Genomic DNA, 16,361 nt, shown 5'->3' with positions numbered 1-16,361 from the left:
TTGGTCATGTCATAGAGGCGGTCAAGAATAAGCCACCGGCCGTCGGTGGAAAGATGCACCGTGAATGACTGGACCCGACCAGCCGAACCAATTTCCAGCTTGCCGCGCAGGAACCCGGGCGGGCCGCCGGACTTCAAATTTTTGATCTCCACCCGCATGACAGCCGGAACGTCAAACAGAACGCGAATGAATTGCTCCGCTGCCTCGCTGGCCCGGCTGAACTCGGAAGGATGCTGAGTTTCAGTGGCCTGACCGCTCCGGGCAAACCCCGGCAAGGTGGCGCCAGTCACGAGCACAAGCAGGATGACTGTCGGCCATCTTGGAACCATGCATTCCCCCCTTCCGAAAACTCCGGATAGGCATTCTCGCCGAAAACATTGCGTTTGGGAAGAGGCTGGAGGCGACCTTGGTGCCGAGCGGCAGGTTGATTGGCGCCGGCTCCGCCACTATCGGTTGCTCATGCCTGCCGCGCGTGATATAAAAAGTTTGGGTGCGCCGCGAGTATTGCCCGCTGAGGAAAAGAAAATGGATTTTGAACTTTCCGACGAACAGAAGCAGCTTCAAAAAAGCGTTCGCCGGTTCGCGGAAGCTGAAATCCGGCCGCACGTGATGGAGTGGGACGAAGCTTCCCACTTTCCCATGGGGCTGATCCCCAAGTTGGCCGAGATGGGGCTGATGGGCGTTATCTTCCCGGAAGAGTATGGCGGCGCCGGGATGGGCCATGTCGAATACGCGATCGTCATCGAAGAGCTGGCGCGGGTTGATCCCTCGATCGCATTGAGCGTTGCGGCGCACAACTCGCTCTGCACCCATCACATCTTCCAATTCGGCACCGAGGAACAAAAACGGAAGTATGTGGTTCCGCTGGCGCAAGGCAAAAAGCTGGGCTGCTGGAGCCTCACCGAGCCGGAAGCGGGCTCCGATGCCGGTGGCACGCGCACCACGGCGGTCAAGCACGAAGGTGCCTGGGTGCTGAACGGGTCGAAAACGTTCACGACCAATGGTCACCACGCCGACATTTGCGTGGCGATGGCAATGACGGACAAAGCGAAGGGCCATCACGGCATTTCTGCGTTTGTCATCGAGACGAATGCGGCGGGCTTCAAGCTGGGAAAAAAAGAAAACAAACTGGGGATGCGCGCCTCGGCAACCTCCGAGGTGATTTTCACCGATTGCCGGATACCCGGGGAAAATTTGCTGGGCGCGGAAGGCGCAGGTTTTTTGAACAGCCTGGCCATCCTCGACGGCGGCCGCATCTCGATTGCCGCGCTGGCGGTGGGATTGGCCCAGGGAGCATTTGAAGCTTCCGTCAAATACGCCAAGCAGCGCAAGCAGTTTGGCAAGCCGATCGCCGAGTATCAGGCTATTCAGTGGAAGCTTGCCGACATGGAATCGGAGATTCAAGCCGGGCGAGCGCTGACGTTCCAGGCGGCCTGCCTTGCCGACCGGGGCGCCAAACATACGCTCGAATCTTGCACGGCCAAGCTCTTTGCCGGCGAAATGGCCTGCCGGGTGACGAGCGAAGCGGTTCAGGTGCATGGCGGCTATGGTTTCGTGAAGGATTACCCTGCCGAAAAGTTCTACCGCGACGTCAAGTTGACGACCATCGGCGAGGGAACGAGCGAGATTCAGCGGCTGATCATCGCCCGGCAATTGCTCGGCAAAGTCTGAGGCCGGACGGAGCCTATGGACTCATCCGAGGCGCCTACCTTACAAATCCAGGATTGGGTGGAGCAAATCCGTTCCGGCGAAATGCGCGCCATTTCTCGCGCCATCAGCGCCGTCGAAAACGGCGAACCGGAAGCGCTAGAGATTCTCCGGCAGTTGTTTCCTCACACCGGAAAGGGCTATCTGATCGGGGTTACCGGTTCGCCGGGGACAGGGAAGAGTTCGCTGGTGGACCGCCTGGCGGCGGCGTACCGCAAACAAGGCAGGCGCGTTGGCATCATTGCGGTGGACGCGAGCAGCCCCTTCACGGGCGGCGCCATCCTGGGCGATCGCATCCGCATGCAGCGACACTCGACCGACGCCGGTATCTATATCCGCTCCATGGCGACGCGCGGCTACCTGGGCGGCCTGGCGCGGACATCGGCGGATGTCGCTTTGATCCTGGAAGCGGCCGGCAAGGACGTAATCCTGATTGAGACGGTCGGGGTAGGTCAGGATGAAGTAGAGATCGTCCGGCTGGCCGACTGCACGCTCGTCTTGATGGTGCCGGGAATGGGCGACGATGTTCAGACACTCAAGGCTGGGTTGATGGAGATCAGCGACATCTTTGTCATCAACAAAGCCGACTTGCCAAACGCCGCCCGGCTGGAGCAACAGATCAGGGCAATGCTGTCGTTTGCCGGAACGCGCGAGGGTTGGACACCGCCGGTGGTGCCGACGGTGGCGACGGAAAACAAGGGGGTGGAGGAGCTGGCCGCTTCGATCGAGGGCTATCGGGCTCACTTTGCATCGCCAGCCCGGCGCGATACGCGGCAAAGAGAGCGTTGGCGGCAGCGGCTGATGGAGATGGCCCGAGAGCGCCTGGTGGAGCGGGTGCTGGAAGAGCAGATTGGCGAAAAGCGGCTGCTGGCTTACGCCGACGCGGTGGCCCGCCGGGAGCGCGACCCTTACAGCATCATTGAGGAAATCCTGCGCCAGGTTGGCCTGAGCCAACAACGCTAAGGATTCACCCTGAAGGACACTGGAGGACCATGAAGCTCGACCATGTCGGGATTGCCGTGCGGTCGCTCAACGCGGCTTTGAAGTTTTATCAAGAGACCCTGGGGATTCCCCTCGAGGGTTTTGAGAATATTCCGCAGGAGAAGGTGCGCGTGGCCATGTTGCCGCTCGGCGACACCCGTGTTGAGTTGCTGGAGGGCACTTCCGGAGATTCGGTGATTGCCCGGTTCTTGGAAGAGCACGGCGAAGGCCTCCACCACATTGCTGTCGAGATAGAGCATCTCGAAAAGCGCGCCGGGGAACTCCTGGCGGCCGGCGTGCGCCTGGTGACGCCCCGGGTGCAGGAGGGAGCAGGCGGCCATCGCTATGTCTTTGTTCATCCCTCGAGCACCGGCGGCGTTCTGGTGGAGCTGGTTGAAGCAAAACCAAAATGAAATTTGGCAACCTCGAGTTGTTTGTCATCTCCGACGGCACCTGGTGTTTGGATGGCGGCCAGTTTTTCGGCATTGTGCCGCGTGTCCTCTGGGAGAAGAAATTTCCACCCGATGCTTTGAATCGGGTTCGTCTGGCTGTGAATTGCCTGCTGATTCATACGGGCGATACCTGGATTCTGGTGGAAACGGGCGCCGGGGATCGCTGGACGGACAGGCAGCGTGAGATTTACGGCTTCGCCCGGAGCGGCCGGCTGCCGGAAAAGCTTGCCCGGATGGGTCTTCAGCCAGAGGATATCCACATCGTCGTCAACACCCACCTTCATTTTGACCACTCCGGCTGGAACGTAAGAACGGACAGCGCCGGGAAATTGGCGCCGATGTTTCCCCACGCGCGCTACTTTACGCACCGCGATGAGCTCTCCCACGCGCGCCTGCCGACGGAGAGGGATCGCGGGAGCTACCTGAGCGATACCTTTGAGGCGGTCATGGCAGCCGGTCAGTTCCAACTCCTCGAGGGCGACCGGGAAATCGCGCCGGGGATTGAGCTTATTCGCACCCCCGGCCACACCGCCGACTTGATGGCCCTGAGGATCACCTCCGGCGGGAAGACCGCCTTCTTCTTCTCCGACAATGTTCCTTCCACCGCCCACTTGTCCTATCCATGGATCATGAGCTTTGACCTCTATCCCTTGAAGACACTCCAACAGAAACAAAAATGGATACCGGAGGCGGTGAAGGGCGATTGGCTCTGTTTTTTTGTGCATGACCCGAATACCCCGGCGGCCTACTTGCGCGAGAGGGAAGGTCGCGTAGAAGCGGTGGCGGTCCCGGAAGCTTGGGCGATGAAATAGACAAGGTGCCATGCGGGAGGCAGCGGTGGCTCAAAAAATCCATGTGGGGATCATCGGCGGGAGCGGACTCTATGCCATGGAGGGGCTGACCCACGTTCGGGAGAAGCGAGTGAGCACGCCCTTTGGAAAACCTTCCGACGCATTCTTGATCGGAACGCTGGAAGGGAAGCGGGTGGCCTTTTTGGCTCGTCATGGCCGGGGGCATCGCATTCTGCCTTCGGAATTGAATTTCCGTGCGAATATCTATGCCTTCAAGTTGCTTGGGGTAGAGCGCCTCCTGTCGGTCAGCGCGGTGGGATCGCTCAAAGAAGAACTTGCGCCGACCGATTTCTGCGTGCCGGACCAGTTTTTTGACCGCACGCGGGGCCGTATTTCCACTTTTTTCGGGAAGGGCGTCGTCGCGCATACCAGTTTTTCCGATCCCATCTGTCCGGAACTCGCGGCATGGCTGGCCAGGGCGTGCTCGAGGGCGGGGGTCAAGGTGCACCGCGGCGGCACTTATGTCTGCATGGAAGGTCCCATGTTTTCCACCAAGGCGGAAGCCGAGGTGAACCGAAAGTTTGGTTTTGACGTGATTGGCATGACCAATCTCCAGGAAGCGAAGCTGGCGCGCGAAGCTGAAATTTGCTACGCCACCTGCGCCATGGTCACCGATTACGATTGTTGGCATCCGGGGCACGATGCGGTGACGGGCGAGCAGGTCATGGAATACCTTTCCCGGAACATCGAGAATGTGAAGAAAGTCATCCGCGAGGCCGTGGGCAGCATCAGCAGGGAGCGGCATTGCAAGTGCGGCTCGGCGCTCGCCCATGCCATCATTACCGACCGGAAGCTCATCCCGGCAGCGACGAAAAGGAATCTCAAGCCGATCCTCGGGAAATATCTGAAGTAGCCGGAGGGCTATCCTCCAGGGAGGCGAATATGCGGATTGATCTTACGCTCTCGATCGCCGGGCGGATCTTGCTGGCGGCTTTCCTGGGAGGCATCATCGGTCTGGAACGCGAGATTCGCCGCAAGCCGGCCGGGCTGCGCACGAACATGTTCATCTGCGTGGGCTCAGCGCTTTTCACGATCCTGTCCGCCGAACTGGCAAAGATATTTGGCGGCGAACCGGTTCGCATCGCCGCCCAACTCATCCCGGGCATTGGTTTCATCGGCGCGGGATCGATCCTTCATGCTCGGGGTTCGGTGGTGGGCCTGACCACGGCGGCGACGATCTTTGTGATTGCCAGCATCGGGATGGCGGTGGGCGGCGGCATGTACCTGACCGGAATCTTCACCACCTTCTTTCTCTTGTTTGCCCTCTGGGCTTTGGGGCGGTTTGAGCGGCGTTTCGACCTGAAGACCCAGACCATGAGCTACAACGTGACCTGTCAGAACATCGAGGAAGGGATGAGCGGAATCAACGCCACGCTCGAAAGCCGCAAGCTCGCCTTGCAAAACCTGCGGGTGCAGCGAGTGGGGAAGGAATACGTTGTCGAGTTTGAAGCTGATGTCACGGACTCGCAGCATCGGGAACTGATGAAGCAGATTGAGAGAATGGAAGCCACGTCCGAGCCGGGCTCACCCCGAGGTTCAGCGAAGGATTAAGCCTTGCCACGCTCGATCCCGTTTAGTAAAGCACAGGCTCATGGCAACGATTTCTTGCTGGTGGAGGCCCGGCTCATTCCAGCGCGCCACGCCGGCGCCCTGGCAAGGGCCATCTGCGATCGCCATTTTGGCGTAGGCGCAGACGGCCTCATCCTGGCTCGCCGCGGCGAGCGTGCCGGGCGGGCGAGCGTGGTTCATCGTGAGCCGCGAGACCGGGGCTTCAGGCCGAGGCCTTCCGCGCGGGCGGCGCGAGTGGCGATTCGCATCATCAATGCCGACGGATCCGAGGCTGAAATCTCCGGCAACGGAGTGCGGTGTGCGGCAGCGTGGTTTCTGGATCGTCACCAAAGAGTCGCCGAGACTCTTTTCGTCCTCACCAAGGCCGGGGCGCGTAAAGTCGAACTGCTGGAGCGTGGCGGGCGTCGTTTTCTCTTCCGCACTGAGATGGGGAAACCAATCTTCGCTCCGGAGCGGATCCCGTTTGCCCCCTCGCGCTCGCTGCGGCGAGCGGGCCAGGCCGCCGGGCCGATTCTGGATTTTGCCATTCCGGTGGGAGATGAAGTGGTGCATGCCACGGTTCTTTCAACTGGCAACCCCCACTGCGTCCTTTTTGTGGATGATTTCGAGATGATCGACTGGATGGCGCTCGGCCAGGAACTGGAAAGCCATCCTTTCTTTCCCCAACGAACGAATGTCGAATTTGTGAAGGTGAAGTCGCCGACTGAAATCGAAGTGCGATTTTATGAGCGAGGCGTGGGAAAGACTCTGTCTTCCGGCACCGGCTCATGCGCGGCGGCGGTGGCGTCGCATCTTGCCCGCGGGACGGAAAGAGAGGTGGATGTCCATACTCTCGGCGGAGTTTTGCAGGTGCGGTGGCGGGAAGATGGGATGCTCGCGCAGGTGGCGGGAGCGGAAATTTTGGCGAATGGAAGGTTTTTCTGGAGGTAATGTCTTGGAAGCTGGAGGCTTGACGCTTGAGGGTCCAGCTTCTAGCCTCGAGCTTCTAGCCTCCAGAATTAGGAGGAAGCGCCATGCTGCGAGCCTATATCCTTGTTGACACCTCGACGGACGCCGATCTGCTTCACTCGGCCAGCCAGATTCTCCACATCAAGCACGTGCGCACGATTGCCACGACCACCGGGAGCCATGACTTTGTGGTGAGAGTCGAGTGTGAGGAGGAGGGCGCCCTCGAAGAGACCATTATTGAGATTCGCAAAATGGAGGGCATCAAGAAGACGGAAACTTTGGTGGTCCTCTCCGAATCGACTCCCGAGCGCGATCGGGCCATACGCTAGCGCCGTTCCAACCAGAGGAGGATGGCCGAGGAGTTGGCTCAGACTTTGTGCGTGCGCCCGGGTCGCTCGAAAAGCGTTCTGGTATTAGAATCGCCACAGGATCGCTCTCTTCCGCGTTGAGAAGGTAACCGTGCGCAACGGGCAGCGGCAGCGGCGACACGTCCTCTATAAGTCTGGTTGGGCGCTTTTGTTGACTTTCTTTCCCTTCTTTTGGCAGCCAGGAGCCTTTGTCAACGGGGTTGGCCAGCGAGGCGCAAGCGGTTCAGGCCCGCCTCAAGTCTCGGAATACAAAATCATCTTTGGCGGAAAAGAGGTGGGGAACGAAAGGCTGGAGCGAGGCGAGGCGCCTACCGAAACGCTGCCGGGCGTGCGCTCGGCCAAGGCCAGCAGCCACGTCACCCTCTTGGACACGGTCTATCGCCTTACCGAGGAGATGCAGTTTGACCGGCGCGGTGAATTGGTCTCGTTTTCGCTGGTTGGCGACATGGGGGCGCGGAAAATCTCCCGCCATGTGCGAGTGGAAAACGGCCAGGCGATGATTGATTTTGACGGTGACAAGATGAGCAAAGCATCTGTGCCCACGAGCTTTGTCGCCTCGGATGATACGCTCGCCTCGATGAACGCCTTGCTCTTCGAAGGCATGATGAAAAGCGCCGGGCAGCGCTTTGTCGTGCCGCTTTTGCCGCAGGGCAAAGCCCGCGTCAACCGTCGCGGCGAAGATATCTTTCAAGTTGACGGGAGAGAAGTCCGCGCCACCCGCTTCTTCGAAACGGGCATGACAACCAGGAGCAGTTTTGCCTGGCTGTTGCCGAGCGGGGAAATGCTCGTCACGACGGGCGCGGACGCGACGGCGTTTGTCGTGCTTGCCGGCTATGAGTCCATTCTCGCTCAAATTCCTGACATCGTCGCGGGCGACCTTCAGGCCATGAAGCGGGGAAAAACCAATCGCACCGACAAACGGCCCTAACGGCTTACAAGGCAGGAGGGTGCCAGAGGCGGACATCCCGCAGCGCGCGACGTGTCCTCCTCAAGCCGGTCTGCGCGCCGTCAGCCAAAGAACCCAATTCTTCTTGATTGGTCCTGGATCGGGAACCAACGACGAATCGAGTTTCTCAAATCCAGCCGCTTTCAGGTAAGCGTCCATTTCGGATGGCTTGTACTTGCAACCGCGCCAGGTGCTCTTCTTGGTGAAGAATTCGCGCACGGAGTGCCACAGCGTATCCGGAACTGCGAAAACTTGAAAACGAAAAATGCCCCCGGGCTTCAGTACGCGAAAAGTCTCCCGGATGTACTTCCGGGCCACCTCTTTTTGGGGAAGATGAATGAACACCAGCATCGAGTAACAAAGGTCGAAGTATTGGTCGGGGAAGGGAAGGGAGCCGTGACCATCCACCTCTTCTAGGCGAATCCGGAGGAGATGCCGCAGTTGCTCGCGGCCCTGGCGTACCATTTCGCCGGATACATCCACGCCAATCACTTCGGGAAAATGACGCGCCATGGGTCCCAGCAAGCGGCCGGTGCCGCAACCGATTTCGAGAGCGCCGTCTCGGCCGGGCAGCCAACGCGCCACTGACTCCAGGATGAGAGCGGCATGCTCCTCGCCCGAGCGGCGGAAATCCTCCTCTGTAAAATCGCGAGCCGAACAGATATAGAAGCGGCTGGCCTCGCGAGCGCGGGCGTTCCACTCCCCTTTCATACGGTCGAGCGCTTTCACCAAGGCCTGCGAGTGTACCACACAGAAATACACCGGCACGAGTTGGTGGCTTGGGCGGCCACGGCCGGGCAAGCCTTGGAAATACTATTGACATAGCCCCCGGGGCGAAAGTAAATTAGCATTGGCTAATTAGTGCAGGCTAATATCGGCTGAAATGTTGACACCGAGCCAGCAGGATTACCTGGAAGCGGTGCTTACCTTAAGTGAGAAGAACCGCGTAGTGCGGGTGACCGACATTGCCCGGACGTTAAAGGTGCGGCTGCCGACCGTCACCCGCGCGGTGCAACACCTGCGAAGGCTTGGCTATCTCCGGCAGGAGGAACGCGGGCCGGTCCGCATCAGCCACCGAGGGCAGGCGGTCGCCGCTGCCCTTCGCCATCTTCACCGGGACCTCATCCATTTTTTGGTGGAGGTGCTGGGAGTGCCGCGCCAGGTGGCGCGGCGTGACGCCGGCAGGATGGAACACAGCCTCAGTTCGCTTTCGGCTCAGCGCCTCCACGAGTTTCTGATTTATTTGACCGGGCAGGAGGAAAGATTCCGGCAGCGATTGGACGGGTTCAAGCGCGCCGGTGCCCGCCGGGCAGGATTGTTCCGCCGGCTGACGGCAAGCCGGGCTTCCGGCTGGCGGGCTTGAGCAAGATTTTTGGGAACGGGAACCGGATGGTTACTGAGCAAAAAAGCGTCTCCCTTCCGGAAGTGCACGCCACGGTCGGTGTGCCGCTCAACGGGCGGTTTTGGCGGCGGTTGTTTGCCTTTGCCGGGCCAGCTTATATGGTCAGCGTCGGCTACATGGACCCCGGCAACTGGGCGACGGACATCGAGGGAGGGGCGCGATTCGCTTACCAGTTGATCTGGGTCCTCCTGATGTCCAACTTGATGGCGGTGCTTTTGCAGACCCTTTCGGCGCGGCTGGGGATCGTCCACGGCCGGGACCTTGCTCAAGCCTGCCGGGACGCCTACCCCCGGCCCGTCTATCTTACCCTTTGGTTCGTCTGCGAAATTGCCATTGCCGCCTGTGACCTGGCTGAGGTGCTGGGCACCACGATTGGCCTCAATCTGCTTTTTGGCATTCCGATGCAATGGGGCGTGCTCCTCACCGCGCTCGATACTTTCCTGCTGCTTGCCATCCAACGCTTTGGCATCCGCAAGATGGAGGCCTTCATCCTCAGTTTGATCACGATGATTGGCGTTTGCTTTATTCTCGAGATTTTTCTGGCCAAGCCGGATTGGCACGGAGTCCTGGGCGGGTTCCTGCCGCGTCTGAATTCGGAGAGCCTCTACATTGCCATTGGCATCATCGGGGCAACGGTGATGCCCCACAACCTCTATCTTCATTCAGCGCTGGTGCAGTCGCGGCAGATTGCGAACGGCGGCAACGGCAAAGCCGAGGCCTGTCGCTTCAACCTGATTGACTCGGCCATCGCCCTGAATGCGGCCTTCTTCGTGAACGCGGCCATCCTGGTCATGTCGGCCGCCGTCTTCTTCCGCAACGGGCAGATGGTGAGGGAGCTGCAGCAGGCGCATCAACTGCTGGCTCCGCTCTTGGGGACGGCACTGGCGGGCACCGCTTTTGCGGTGGCGCTTCTTTGCGCGGGGCAATCTTCCACGCTGACGGGAACGCTTGCCGGGCAGATCGTCATGGAGGGCTTCTTGCACATTCGTCTCCGGCCCTGGGTTCGCCGGCTCCTGACCCGTTCCATCGCCATCATTCCGGCGGCCATCACCATCGGGATCGCCGGCGAGCACGGCACCTATCAGTTGCTGATCCTGAGCCAGGTCATCCTGAGCCTGCAGTTGCCCTTTGCCATCGTGCCGCTGGTCCACTTCACCAGCGACCGGGAGCGCATGGGATCATTTTCGAATCGCGTCTGGGTTCAGGTCTTGGCCTGGTTGGCCGCCGGGATTATCATTGCGTTGAACGTGCGGCTGGTGGCGCAGCAAATGACGGAATGGGCGGCAGCAGCGGGGCAGTGGGGCTGGCTGGTGGGGTTGCTGCTGGGGACAGTGGCGGGAGGTCTCGGTCTGCTCCTCCTCTGGCTTATCTTTCGCCCCTGGGTGCGCCGTTGGCGCGGCCTGGTGCCGGTGGCAGAAGTTGCTGGCTTGGGCAGACTGCCTGAGCCCCGGTATCAGCGCATCGGGGTCGCCCTGGAGAATCAACCGGCCGACAAGCTCATTCTCCAGCACGCCATCCCCGTGGCGCGCGCCCATCAAGGCACGCTCATACTGATCCACGTGGTGGAGGGCGTTTCGGGCCAGGTGTTTGGCGCTCAGGCCGCTGACCTGGAGGCGCGGGAGGATCATGCCTATTTAGAGCGCGTCGCCAGCGAGCTTGCCGCCATGGGCATCAAGGCAGAAGTGGACCTGCGATTTGGCAGCCCGCCGGCCGAATTGATCGCTGCCGTTTCGGGCAAGCAACTCGACCTCATGGTGCTGGGCGGCCACCGCCACCGGGGTCTCGCCGACCTGATCTTCGGCAAGACGATTGACCCTGTCCGTCACAAGGTCCCCATCCCGATCATGACCGTCGCCAAGCCGGAAAGTCCGCGTAGATTGCCCCGCCCCTAAATCGCCCGTGAAGACCACGCTTGCGCCCACGAATGGCTTGCGCTGGTGCCGTTCCCAACTACTTGGGGCTATTTCTCGTGAGCCACAGGCATCCCGGATGCTTGCCGGACGCAGGTATAATGCATAGGCTCTTTAGGTGGGAACAGCAGTAGGAGCCAGCGCATGAGCCTACCTCGATCGAAGCGCCCGTGGGTTCGACTCTTTCCCGTTTTTCTGGCGTTTGGACTTCTGATCCAATCTGACGCGGGGGCGCAACCCCGCCCCCTCACGGTGGCCCAGCTTGCCGGCCCGCGCACCTTCAACTTCCTTCTCGCCAACGACGAGCAAACCAACTCGATCGCAGCGCTGGTGATGGGCAACTTGATCAATGTCAACCGGCAGACCCAACAGCTCGAACCGGGGCTGGCTGAGAGATGGCGGTTGTCGCGCGACGGCAAGACGTTGACCATGAGCCTCCGCCAAAACGCGAAGTTTTCCGACGGAGCGCCTTTTACCGCTGCCGATGTGCTCTTTACCCTGGAAGTTCTTTACGACGAAAAGTTACATCCGCCGCTCCAGGACGCCTTTTTGATCGCGGGCCGGAAGATCACTGCCGAGCGCCTGGATGATCGCACCGTTCGCTTTCGCCTGCCTGCCCCGCTCGCCGCCATCGAGCGGATCTTTGACGGACTCTATATTTTGCCCCGCCACAAGCTGGAAGCGGCGTATCGGCGAGGCGAGTTCGAGCGGACATGGTCGCTCGGCACACCGGTGGAAGAGATTGTGGGGACCGGACCCTATCGCCTTCAGGCGTACGTCCCCGGCCAGCGCACGGTGCTGGCGCGGAACCCGCATTATTGGAAGAGAGACGGCACCGGGCATCGCCTGCCCTATCTCGACACGGTGATCGTCGAAATTGTTCCCAGCCGGGCGACCCAACTGCTCAAGTTTCAAAAAGGCGAAATTGACATCCTCAGCCCGGTCAGCGCCGAGGATGCCCTTGCTTTGCGCGAGGAGCAGAAGCAGGGGCGATTTGTCCTTTTCAACGCCGGCCCAAGCCTCATCCACGAGGTGTTTTGGTTCAACCTGCAGCCCGGCAAGGCAGACGAGAAGAAACGGGCATGGTTTGAGGATCGGCGCTTCCGCCAGGCAGTGGCCTATGCGGTTGACCGCGAGGCAATCATCCGGAACGTTTTTCTGGGAATGGCCCACCCGGTGTTTGGCCCTACCTCGGAGGCAAACCGGGAGTGGTTCTATTCCGGTCTGCGGAAGTACAGCCGCGATCTTTCCCGGGCGCGAACGCTGCTTTCTGAAGCCGGCTTTCGGTGGGAAGGGCAGGAACTGCGAGATCGAGCGGGCAATGCGGTCGAGTTCACGATCATCTTCAATACCGGGGTGAAATTTCGCCAGAACCTGGCCACGGTGCTGCAGGAAGACCTGGCCGCGCTCGGCATCAAGGCAAGTCTTGTGCCGCTCGAGGGGAAGACGCTCCTCGAGAAGATCAATCGCACGTTCGATTACGACGCCTGCCTGCTGGCCACCGCGAGCGGCGACACCGATCCGGTGGCGGAGAGCGCCGTGCTGCGGTCGAGCGGCACCAACCACTGGTGGTTCCCGCGGCAGGAGCGGCCGGCAACGAGCTGGGAGGCTGAGATCGATCGGCTGGTGGATGAGCTGGCCACAGTGCGCAAAGCAAGCCGCCGGCGCCAGCTTTACAACCGCGTGCAGATGATCCTGTCCGAGGAGGTTCCTTTTATCTACCTGGTGGCGCGCGACCTCATCGTGGCCGCCGACGCCCGCCTCGTCCCTCTCCGGCCGGCGTTGCTCCCGCCTTTTGCCATTTGGAATCTCGAGGAACTTCATTGGAAGTAGCCCGGCGATTGCTCCGTCCCGCGCTCCTTCGTTTGGCAAGCTCCCTCCTGATTGTCGTCGCCATTGTTTTTCTCTGTCACGGGATGGTTTCCCTGGCCGGCGGGCGTTTCGGGGATACGTGGGAGAGGCCGGGCTGGACAGGCGGCGCGACACTGGGGAGGGAAGAACTTCCCTGGTACGCGCAGTCGGCGCGCTGGGTCGGCCTGGCGGCGCGAGGAGACCTGGGCGACTCTTTGACCTACCGCCGCCCGGTCACGGAACTTCTCGCTGCCGCCATCCCGCACAGCCTGGCGTTGGCGCTGGCCGCAATCCTTGGCGCCCTGGCGCTATCCATCCCCCTGGGGATTCTTTCCGCCGTCAAGCGCGGAAGCTATTCCGATCGTCTGCTTGCCGCAGCCGTCTTTGTTCAACTCTCGGTGCCGACTTTATTTCTGGCGCTGGTGGCGCTGATGGTTGCGGCGAGGACAGGCTGGTTCCCTTTGGGGGGAGCAGGAAGCGGCGCTGGCGGCAGCGGCCTCGGCGACTATTTGCGCCACTTGTTTCTGCCGACGCTGGTGCTCACCGCCAGGTTGACCGCCATCTACCTCCGGCAGGTGCGGGCAAGCATGCTCGATGTCCTGCGCGAAGACTATCTCCGCACTGCTCTCGCCAAGGGGCTGCCGCGCATGCGAATCTATTTCCGCCATGCTTTTCCGAATGCCTCCCACGCCCTGATTACCCTGGTGGGGATGTCCTTCGCCACGGTGATGAGCGGGGCGCTGGCGGTCGAGGTGGTGATGTCGTGGCCGGGGCTTGGACGGCTGACGGCTGAGGCCGTATTGAGCCGGGATATGCCGCTGGCGGTGGGCGGCGTGGTGGCGGCAACGCTCGCGCTGCTCGCGGGCAATGCGCTGGCCGAGGCGTTCCTGCGGGTGGTTGACCCGCGCATCCAGGCGGAGGTCCGATGACGATACGGGCCAGGGCACCCTACATCGTCCTGGCGGCGCTCTACTTGTTGAGCGGGCTGGCGGGTTTTCTTTCCCCTTACCGTTACCAGGAGCAAGACCGCAACCATTTCTATGCCCCGCCCACGAAACTTCATTTCCAGGACACCGCCGGCCGCTGGCATCTCCGGCCGTTTGTCTATCGCATGGTCTTGAGCGACCCGCTCGAGGTTCGCTACCAGGAGGATCCGAGCGTCGCCTATCCCGTCAAGTTCTTCGTAGCCGGCAGCTCCTATCGCCTGCTCGGGCTCTTCCCCATGCGGCACCATCTTTTTGGCGTGGATGCGCCCGGTCGAATCTTTCTTCTGGGCTCGGATCAACTCGGCCGTGATGTCTTTTCCCGCTCTGCCTATGCCTCGCAGGTATCTCTTGCCCTGGCGCTGGCGGCGGTCTTGCTTTCGTTTGGGATTGGCCTGCCAGTGGGATGCGTGGCGGGATATTACGGCGGCAAGACAGATACGTTGTTAATGTGGCTCGCGGATCTCGTGCTGGCCATCCCCGGCCTGTACTTCATCCTCGCTGTCCGGGGTGCCTTGCCGCTCGATACCCCGACCCTGCCTGCCCTGGCGTTGCTAATCTTGATCCTGGGGCTGCTGGGTTGGGCGCCGGTCGCCCGCGTGGTTCGGGCAAGCACGCTTTCCTTGAAAGAACGGGAGTTTGTGCTGGCGTCTCGAGCTTCGGGCGGAAGCAGCGCCGGAATCCTTATCCGGCACATCGCGCCTCATCTCGCCAGTTTTACGTTCACTCAGGCGGCGCTGACTGCCCCGTTCTACGTTTTGGCCGAAGTTACCTTGTCCTACCTCGGGCTGGGCGTGAGCGAGCCGCTACCCTCTTGGGGAAACATGCTCACCGAAGCGCACAACCCGGTGGTGCTCCAGCGTTTTTGGTGGATGCTTTCCCCGGGACTTTTCTTGTTCCTGACGGTGGTGGCATGGAACTGGGTTGGTAATGCGCTGCGCGATTTCTTTGATCCGCACTCCGAGCCGCTCTAGCCCGCCCAGCTCGATGGCGGGGTAGCCCAACCGGGACAAGCTCGTGGCTGCGGAGTTCGCACGATAATCCGGATTGTCGTGCGCCGCGTCAATGTTGACACGGAGAATATCGGCTTCTATTCCAGTTTCTATCGCGAATCGGTCTTTCCGAGTAGAGTGTAAGTAATGGACACCATTACCCACGGCATCACCGGAGCGCTGATTGGCAAGGCGTTTTTCGCCGAGTGGCAGGGCCCGGCACCAGACGGTGCAGGGGACGGGCGCGTGGCCACGTTTGCCGCCACGCTGGGTGCCATCTTCCCCGACAGCGACGTAATCGCCGAACTCTTCAGCAAGAACAACCTGGCCACGCTCGAACTCCACCGCGGCTTTACACATTCGTTTGTGTGTCTGCCGCTGTTTGCATTGGCGCTGGCCGGGCTGACGTGCTGGTTTGCGAGGCGCCGGGAGATCCGATGTCCGGACTGGACGCGGCTCGCGCTCATCTATGCCACCGGCCTTGCCGTTCACATCGTGCTCGACTTGCTCACCTCGTTCGGCACGATGATCTGGAGCCCGCTCTCGAATGCCCGCGCAGCCTGGGACCTCACCTTCATTATTGATTTCCTCTTCACCGGCATTGTTCTGCTGCCGCAGGCGACCGCGTGGGTGTATCGCCGGCGAGAGCGGCACCGCCGGCGCGGGCTGCTGGTGTGGGTCTTTTTTAGCCTGTGCGCCGTGGGGATCGAGAGGCTGGCACGGGCGACGGGCGTCCCGTTTTCACCCTGGGTCGTTCTGGTGGCGAGCCTGGTGATGGCGGCGCTGTTCTTTTTACCGGCGTGGGGTGGTTGGGGCTTTGGCGTGCGGCGAGCAAGTTGGTGCCGTGCGGGCGTATATGCGCTGGCGGCGTACTTGGGCCTCTCGGCCACAGCGCACCAGGTGGCACTTCACCGGGTCGAAAAGTTTGCCGCCACGCAGGAGCTCACCGTTGAACGCATGGGCGCACTGCCGATGCCGCCCTCACCGGCTTACTGGAGCGGGCTGATCCGCACCCCCGACGGCGTTTGGCAGTCCTGGTTCAGCCTGCTCGAGCGGCAGCCGCCTGCGTTCCGTTTCTTCGGCGACTCTCCGCCGAACGGCTACACGGAAGCCGTGAAGCAACTCCCCGAAGTGAGAACCTACCTCTGGTTTGCGCGCTTCCCGGTCGTCCGTTATTCCCAACGGGGTGACCGGAACGTCGTAGAGCTCACTGACCGGCGTTTTGTCGCCTGGCGCAGCCGGCGAACCTCGGCCTTCACCTTTCGCGTCACGATCGATTCCGCCGGACGCGTGCTCGACCAGGGCTGGGTGGAGGACTAAGACTCGTTCCTGAGCGCGTACCGCCTACGCTCATCTCATCTGATTCCGGTTAGCAGAAGAATACTGGCGTTCGGATGGTTC

At 61.2% G+C, this 16,361-nt stretch carries 17 protein-coding genes; 15 read left to right on the top strand and 2 right to left on the bottom strand.

Annotation, left to right across the window (positions count from 1 at the left end; translation table 11 throughout):
• The coding region (locus tag VIH17_01780) for a hypothetical protein (protein ID HEY4681962.1) at positions 1–329 on the bottom strand (329 nt) is incomplete at its 3' end.
• A gap of 196 nt (positions 330–525) precedes the next feature.
• On the opposite strand from VIH17_01780, the gene VIH17_01775 reads away from it, so the two are divergent.
• From VIH17_01775 to VIH17_01735, 9 genes are all read left to right on the top strand, one after another.
• Positions 526–1,671, top strand: coding sequence for an acyl-CoA dehydrogenase family protein (locus VIH17_01775; protein ID HEY4681961.1), 1,146 nt, complete (start codon positions 526–528; stop codon positions 1,669–1,671).
• Positions 1,672–1,686: 15 nt separating this feature from the next.
• Positions 1,687–2,670 (top strand): methylmalonyl Co-A mutase-associated GTPase MeaB, encoded by a 984-nt coding sequence (gene meaB / locus VIH17_01770; GenBank protein ID HEY4681960.1) that lies wholly within the window; start codon positions 1,687–1,689, stop codon positions 2,668–2,670.
• A 29-nt stretch (positions 2,671–2,699) separates the two neighbouring features.
• On the top strand, positions 2,700–3,101 hold the full coding sequence (gene mce, locus VIH17_01765) for a methylmalonyl-CoA epimerase (protein HEY4681959.1): 402 nt from the start codon (positions 2,700–2,702) through the stop codon (positions 3,099–3,101).
• Entirely contained in the window at positions 3,098–3,952 is an 855-nt protein-coding gene (locus VIH17_01760; protein HEY4681958.1) for an MBL fold metallo-hydrolase, read from the top strand. The genes mce and VIH17_01760 overlap by 4 nt, the downstream gene beginning before the upstream one ends.
• Before the next feature lie 25 nt (positions 3,953–3,977).
• Positions 3,978–4,844 carry an S-methyl-5'-thioadenosine phosphorylase gene (gene mtnP / locus VIH17_01755; protein ID HEY4681957.1) on the top strand — a complete coding sequence of 289 codons (867 nt, stop codon included), beginning with the start codon at positions 3,978–3,980 and terminating at the stop codon, positions 4,842–4,844.
• Positions 4,845–4,873: 29 nt separating this feature from the next.
• Positions 4,874–5,542, top strand: coding sequence for an MgtC/SapB family protein (locus VIH17_01750; GenBank protein HEY4681956.1), 669 nt, complete (start codon positions 4,874–4,876; stop codon positions 5,540–5,542).
• A gap of 3 nt (positions 5,543–5,545) precedes the next feature.
• Positions 5,546–6,490: a diaminopimelate epimerase gene (gene dapF / locus VIH17_01745; GenBank protein HEY4681955.1), complete on the top strand. Its 945-nt coding sequence runs from the start codon at positions 5,546–5,548 to the stop codon at positions 6,488–6,490.
• Between the two features lie 83 nt (positions 6,491–6,573).
• Complete coding sequence (locus tag VIH17_01740) at positions 6,574–6,837, top strand: Lrp/AsnC ligand binding domain-containing protein (protein ID HEY4681954.1); 264 nt, start codon at positions 6,574–6,576, stop codon at positions 6,835–6,837.
• A 130-nt stretch (positions 6,838–6,967) separates the two neighbouring features.
• A complete protein-coding gene (locus VIH17_01735; protein ID HEY4681953.1) occupies positions 6,968–7,804 on the top strand; it encodes a hypothetical protein in 837 nt (278 codons plus the stop codon).
• 60 nt (positions 7,805–7,864) lie between these two features.
• Here VIH17_01735 and VIH17_01730 read toward each other — a convergent pair whose 3' ends face one another.
• Positions 7,865–8,551, bottom strand: coding sequence for a class I SAM-dependent methyltransferase (locus VIH17_01730; protein HEY4681952.1), 687 nt, complete (start codon positions 8,549–8,551; stop codon positions 7,865–7,867).
• A 154-nt stretch (positions 8,552–8,705) separates the two neighbouring features.
• Here VIH17_01730 and VIH17_01725 point away from each other — a divergent pair, with 154 nt between their 5' ends.
• The 6 genes from VIH17_01725 (at position 8,706) to VIH17_01700 (ending at position 16,280) form a co-directional block, all read left to right on the top strand.
• Positions 8,706–9,185, top strand: a complete 480-nt coding sequence (locus VIH17_01725; GenBank protein ID HEY4681951.1) for a metal-dependent transcriptional regulator — start codon at positions 8,706–8,708, stop codon at positions 9,183–9,185.
• 26 nt (positions 9,186–9,211) lie between these two features.
• Entirely contained in the window at positions 9,212–11,116 is a 1,905-nt protein-coding gene (locus VIH17_01720) for an Nramp family divalent metal transporter (GenBank protein HEY4681950.1), read from the top strand.
• A gap of 162 nt (positions 11,117–11,278) precedes the next feature.
• Positions 11,279–12,967 carry an ABC transporter substrate-binding protein gene (locus tag VIH17_01715; protein HEY4681949.1) on the top strand — a complete coding sequence of 563 codons (1,689 nt, stop codon included), beginning with the start codon at positions 11,279–11,281 and terminating at the stop codon, positions 12,965–12,967.
• Between the two features lie 32 nt (positions 12,968–12,999).
• Complete coding sequence (locus VIH17_01710) at positions 13,000–13,914, top strand: ABC transporter permease (protein ID HEY4681948.1); 915 nt, start codon at positions 13,000–13,002, stop codon at positions 13,912–13,914.
• Positions 13,911–14,942 (top strand): ABC transporter permease, encoded by a 1,032-nt coding sequence (locus tag VIH17_01705; protein HEY4681947.1) that lies wholly within the window; start codon positions 13,911–13,913, stop codon positions 14,940–14,942. The genes VIH17_01710 and VIH17_01705 overlap by 4 nt, the downstream gene beginning before the upstream one ends.
• Positions 14,943–15,107: 165 nt before the next feature.
• On the top strand, positions 15,108–16,280 hold the full coding sequence (locus VIH17_01700) for a metal-dependent hydrolase (GenBank protein ID HEY4681946.1): 1,173 nt from the start codon (positions 15,108–15,110) through the stop codon (positions 16,278–16,280).
• The last annotated feature ends 81 nt before the right edge of the window (positions 16,281–16,361 follow it).

The sequence above is a fragment of the Candidatus Acidiferrales bacterium genome (assembly GCA_036514995.1).
In the GTDB taxonomy this organism is placed as follows: Bacteria; Acidobacteriota; Terriglobia; order Acidiferrales; family DATBWB01; genus DATBWB01.
This window is presented reverse-complemented; position numbering and strand designations above follow the sequence as displayed.

What these genes read in the sequence shown, in the direction of transcription:
- VIH17_01775 (HEY4681961.1), top strand. Translation starts at nt 526, where the DNA reads ATGGATTTTGAACTTTCCGACGAACAGAAGCAGCTTCAAAAAAGCGTT.
- meaB (HEY4681960.1), top strand. Translation starts at nt 1,687, where the DNA reads ATGGACTCATCCGAGGCGCCTACCTTACAAATCCAGGATTGGGTGGAG.
- mce (HEY4681959.1), top strand. Translation starts at nt 2,700, where the DNA reads ATGAAGCTCGACCATGTCGGGATTGCCGTGCGGTCGCTCAACGCGGCT.
- VIH17_01760 (HEY4681958.1), top strand. Translation starts at nt 3,098, where the DNA reads ATGAAATTTGGCAACCTCGAGTTGTTTGTCATCTCCGACGGCACCTGG.
- VIH17_01750 (HEY4681956.1), top strand. Translation starts at nt 4,874, where the DNA reads ATGCGGATTGATCTTACGCTCTCGATCGCCGGGCGGATCTTGCTGGCG.
- VIH17_01740 (HEY4681954.1), top strand. Translation starts at nt 6,574, where the DNA reads ATGCTGCGAGCCTATATCCTTGTTGACACCTCGACGGACGCCGATCTG.
- VIH17_01725 (HEY4681951.1), top strand. Translation starts at nt 8,706, where the DNA reads ATGTTGACACCGAGCCAGCAGGATTACCTGGAAGCGGTGCTTACCTTA.
- VIH17_01720 (HEY4681950.1), top strand. Translation starts at nt 9,212, where the DNA reads ATGGTTACTGAGCAAAAAAGCGTCTCCCTTCCGGAAGTGCACGCCACG.
- VIH17_01715 (HEY4681949.1), top strand. Translation starts at nt 11,279, where the DNA reads ATGAGCCTACCTCGATCGAAGCGCCCGTGGGTTCGACTCTTTCCCGTT.
- VIH17_01705 (HEY4681947.1), top strand. Translation starts at nt 13,911, where the DNA reads ATGACGATACGGGCCAGGGCACCCTACATCGTCCTGGCGGCGCTCTAC.
- VIH17_01700 (HEY4681946.1), top strand. Translation starts at nt 15,108, where the DNA reads ATGGACACCATTACCCACGGCATCACCGGAGCGCTGATTGGCAAGGCG.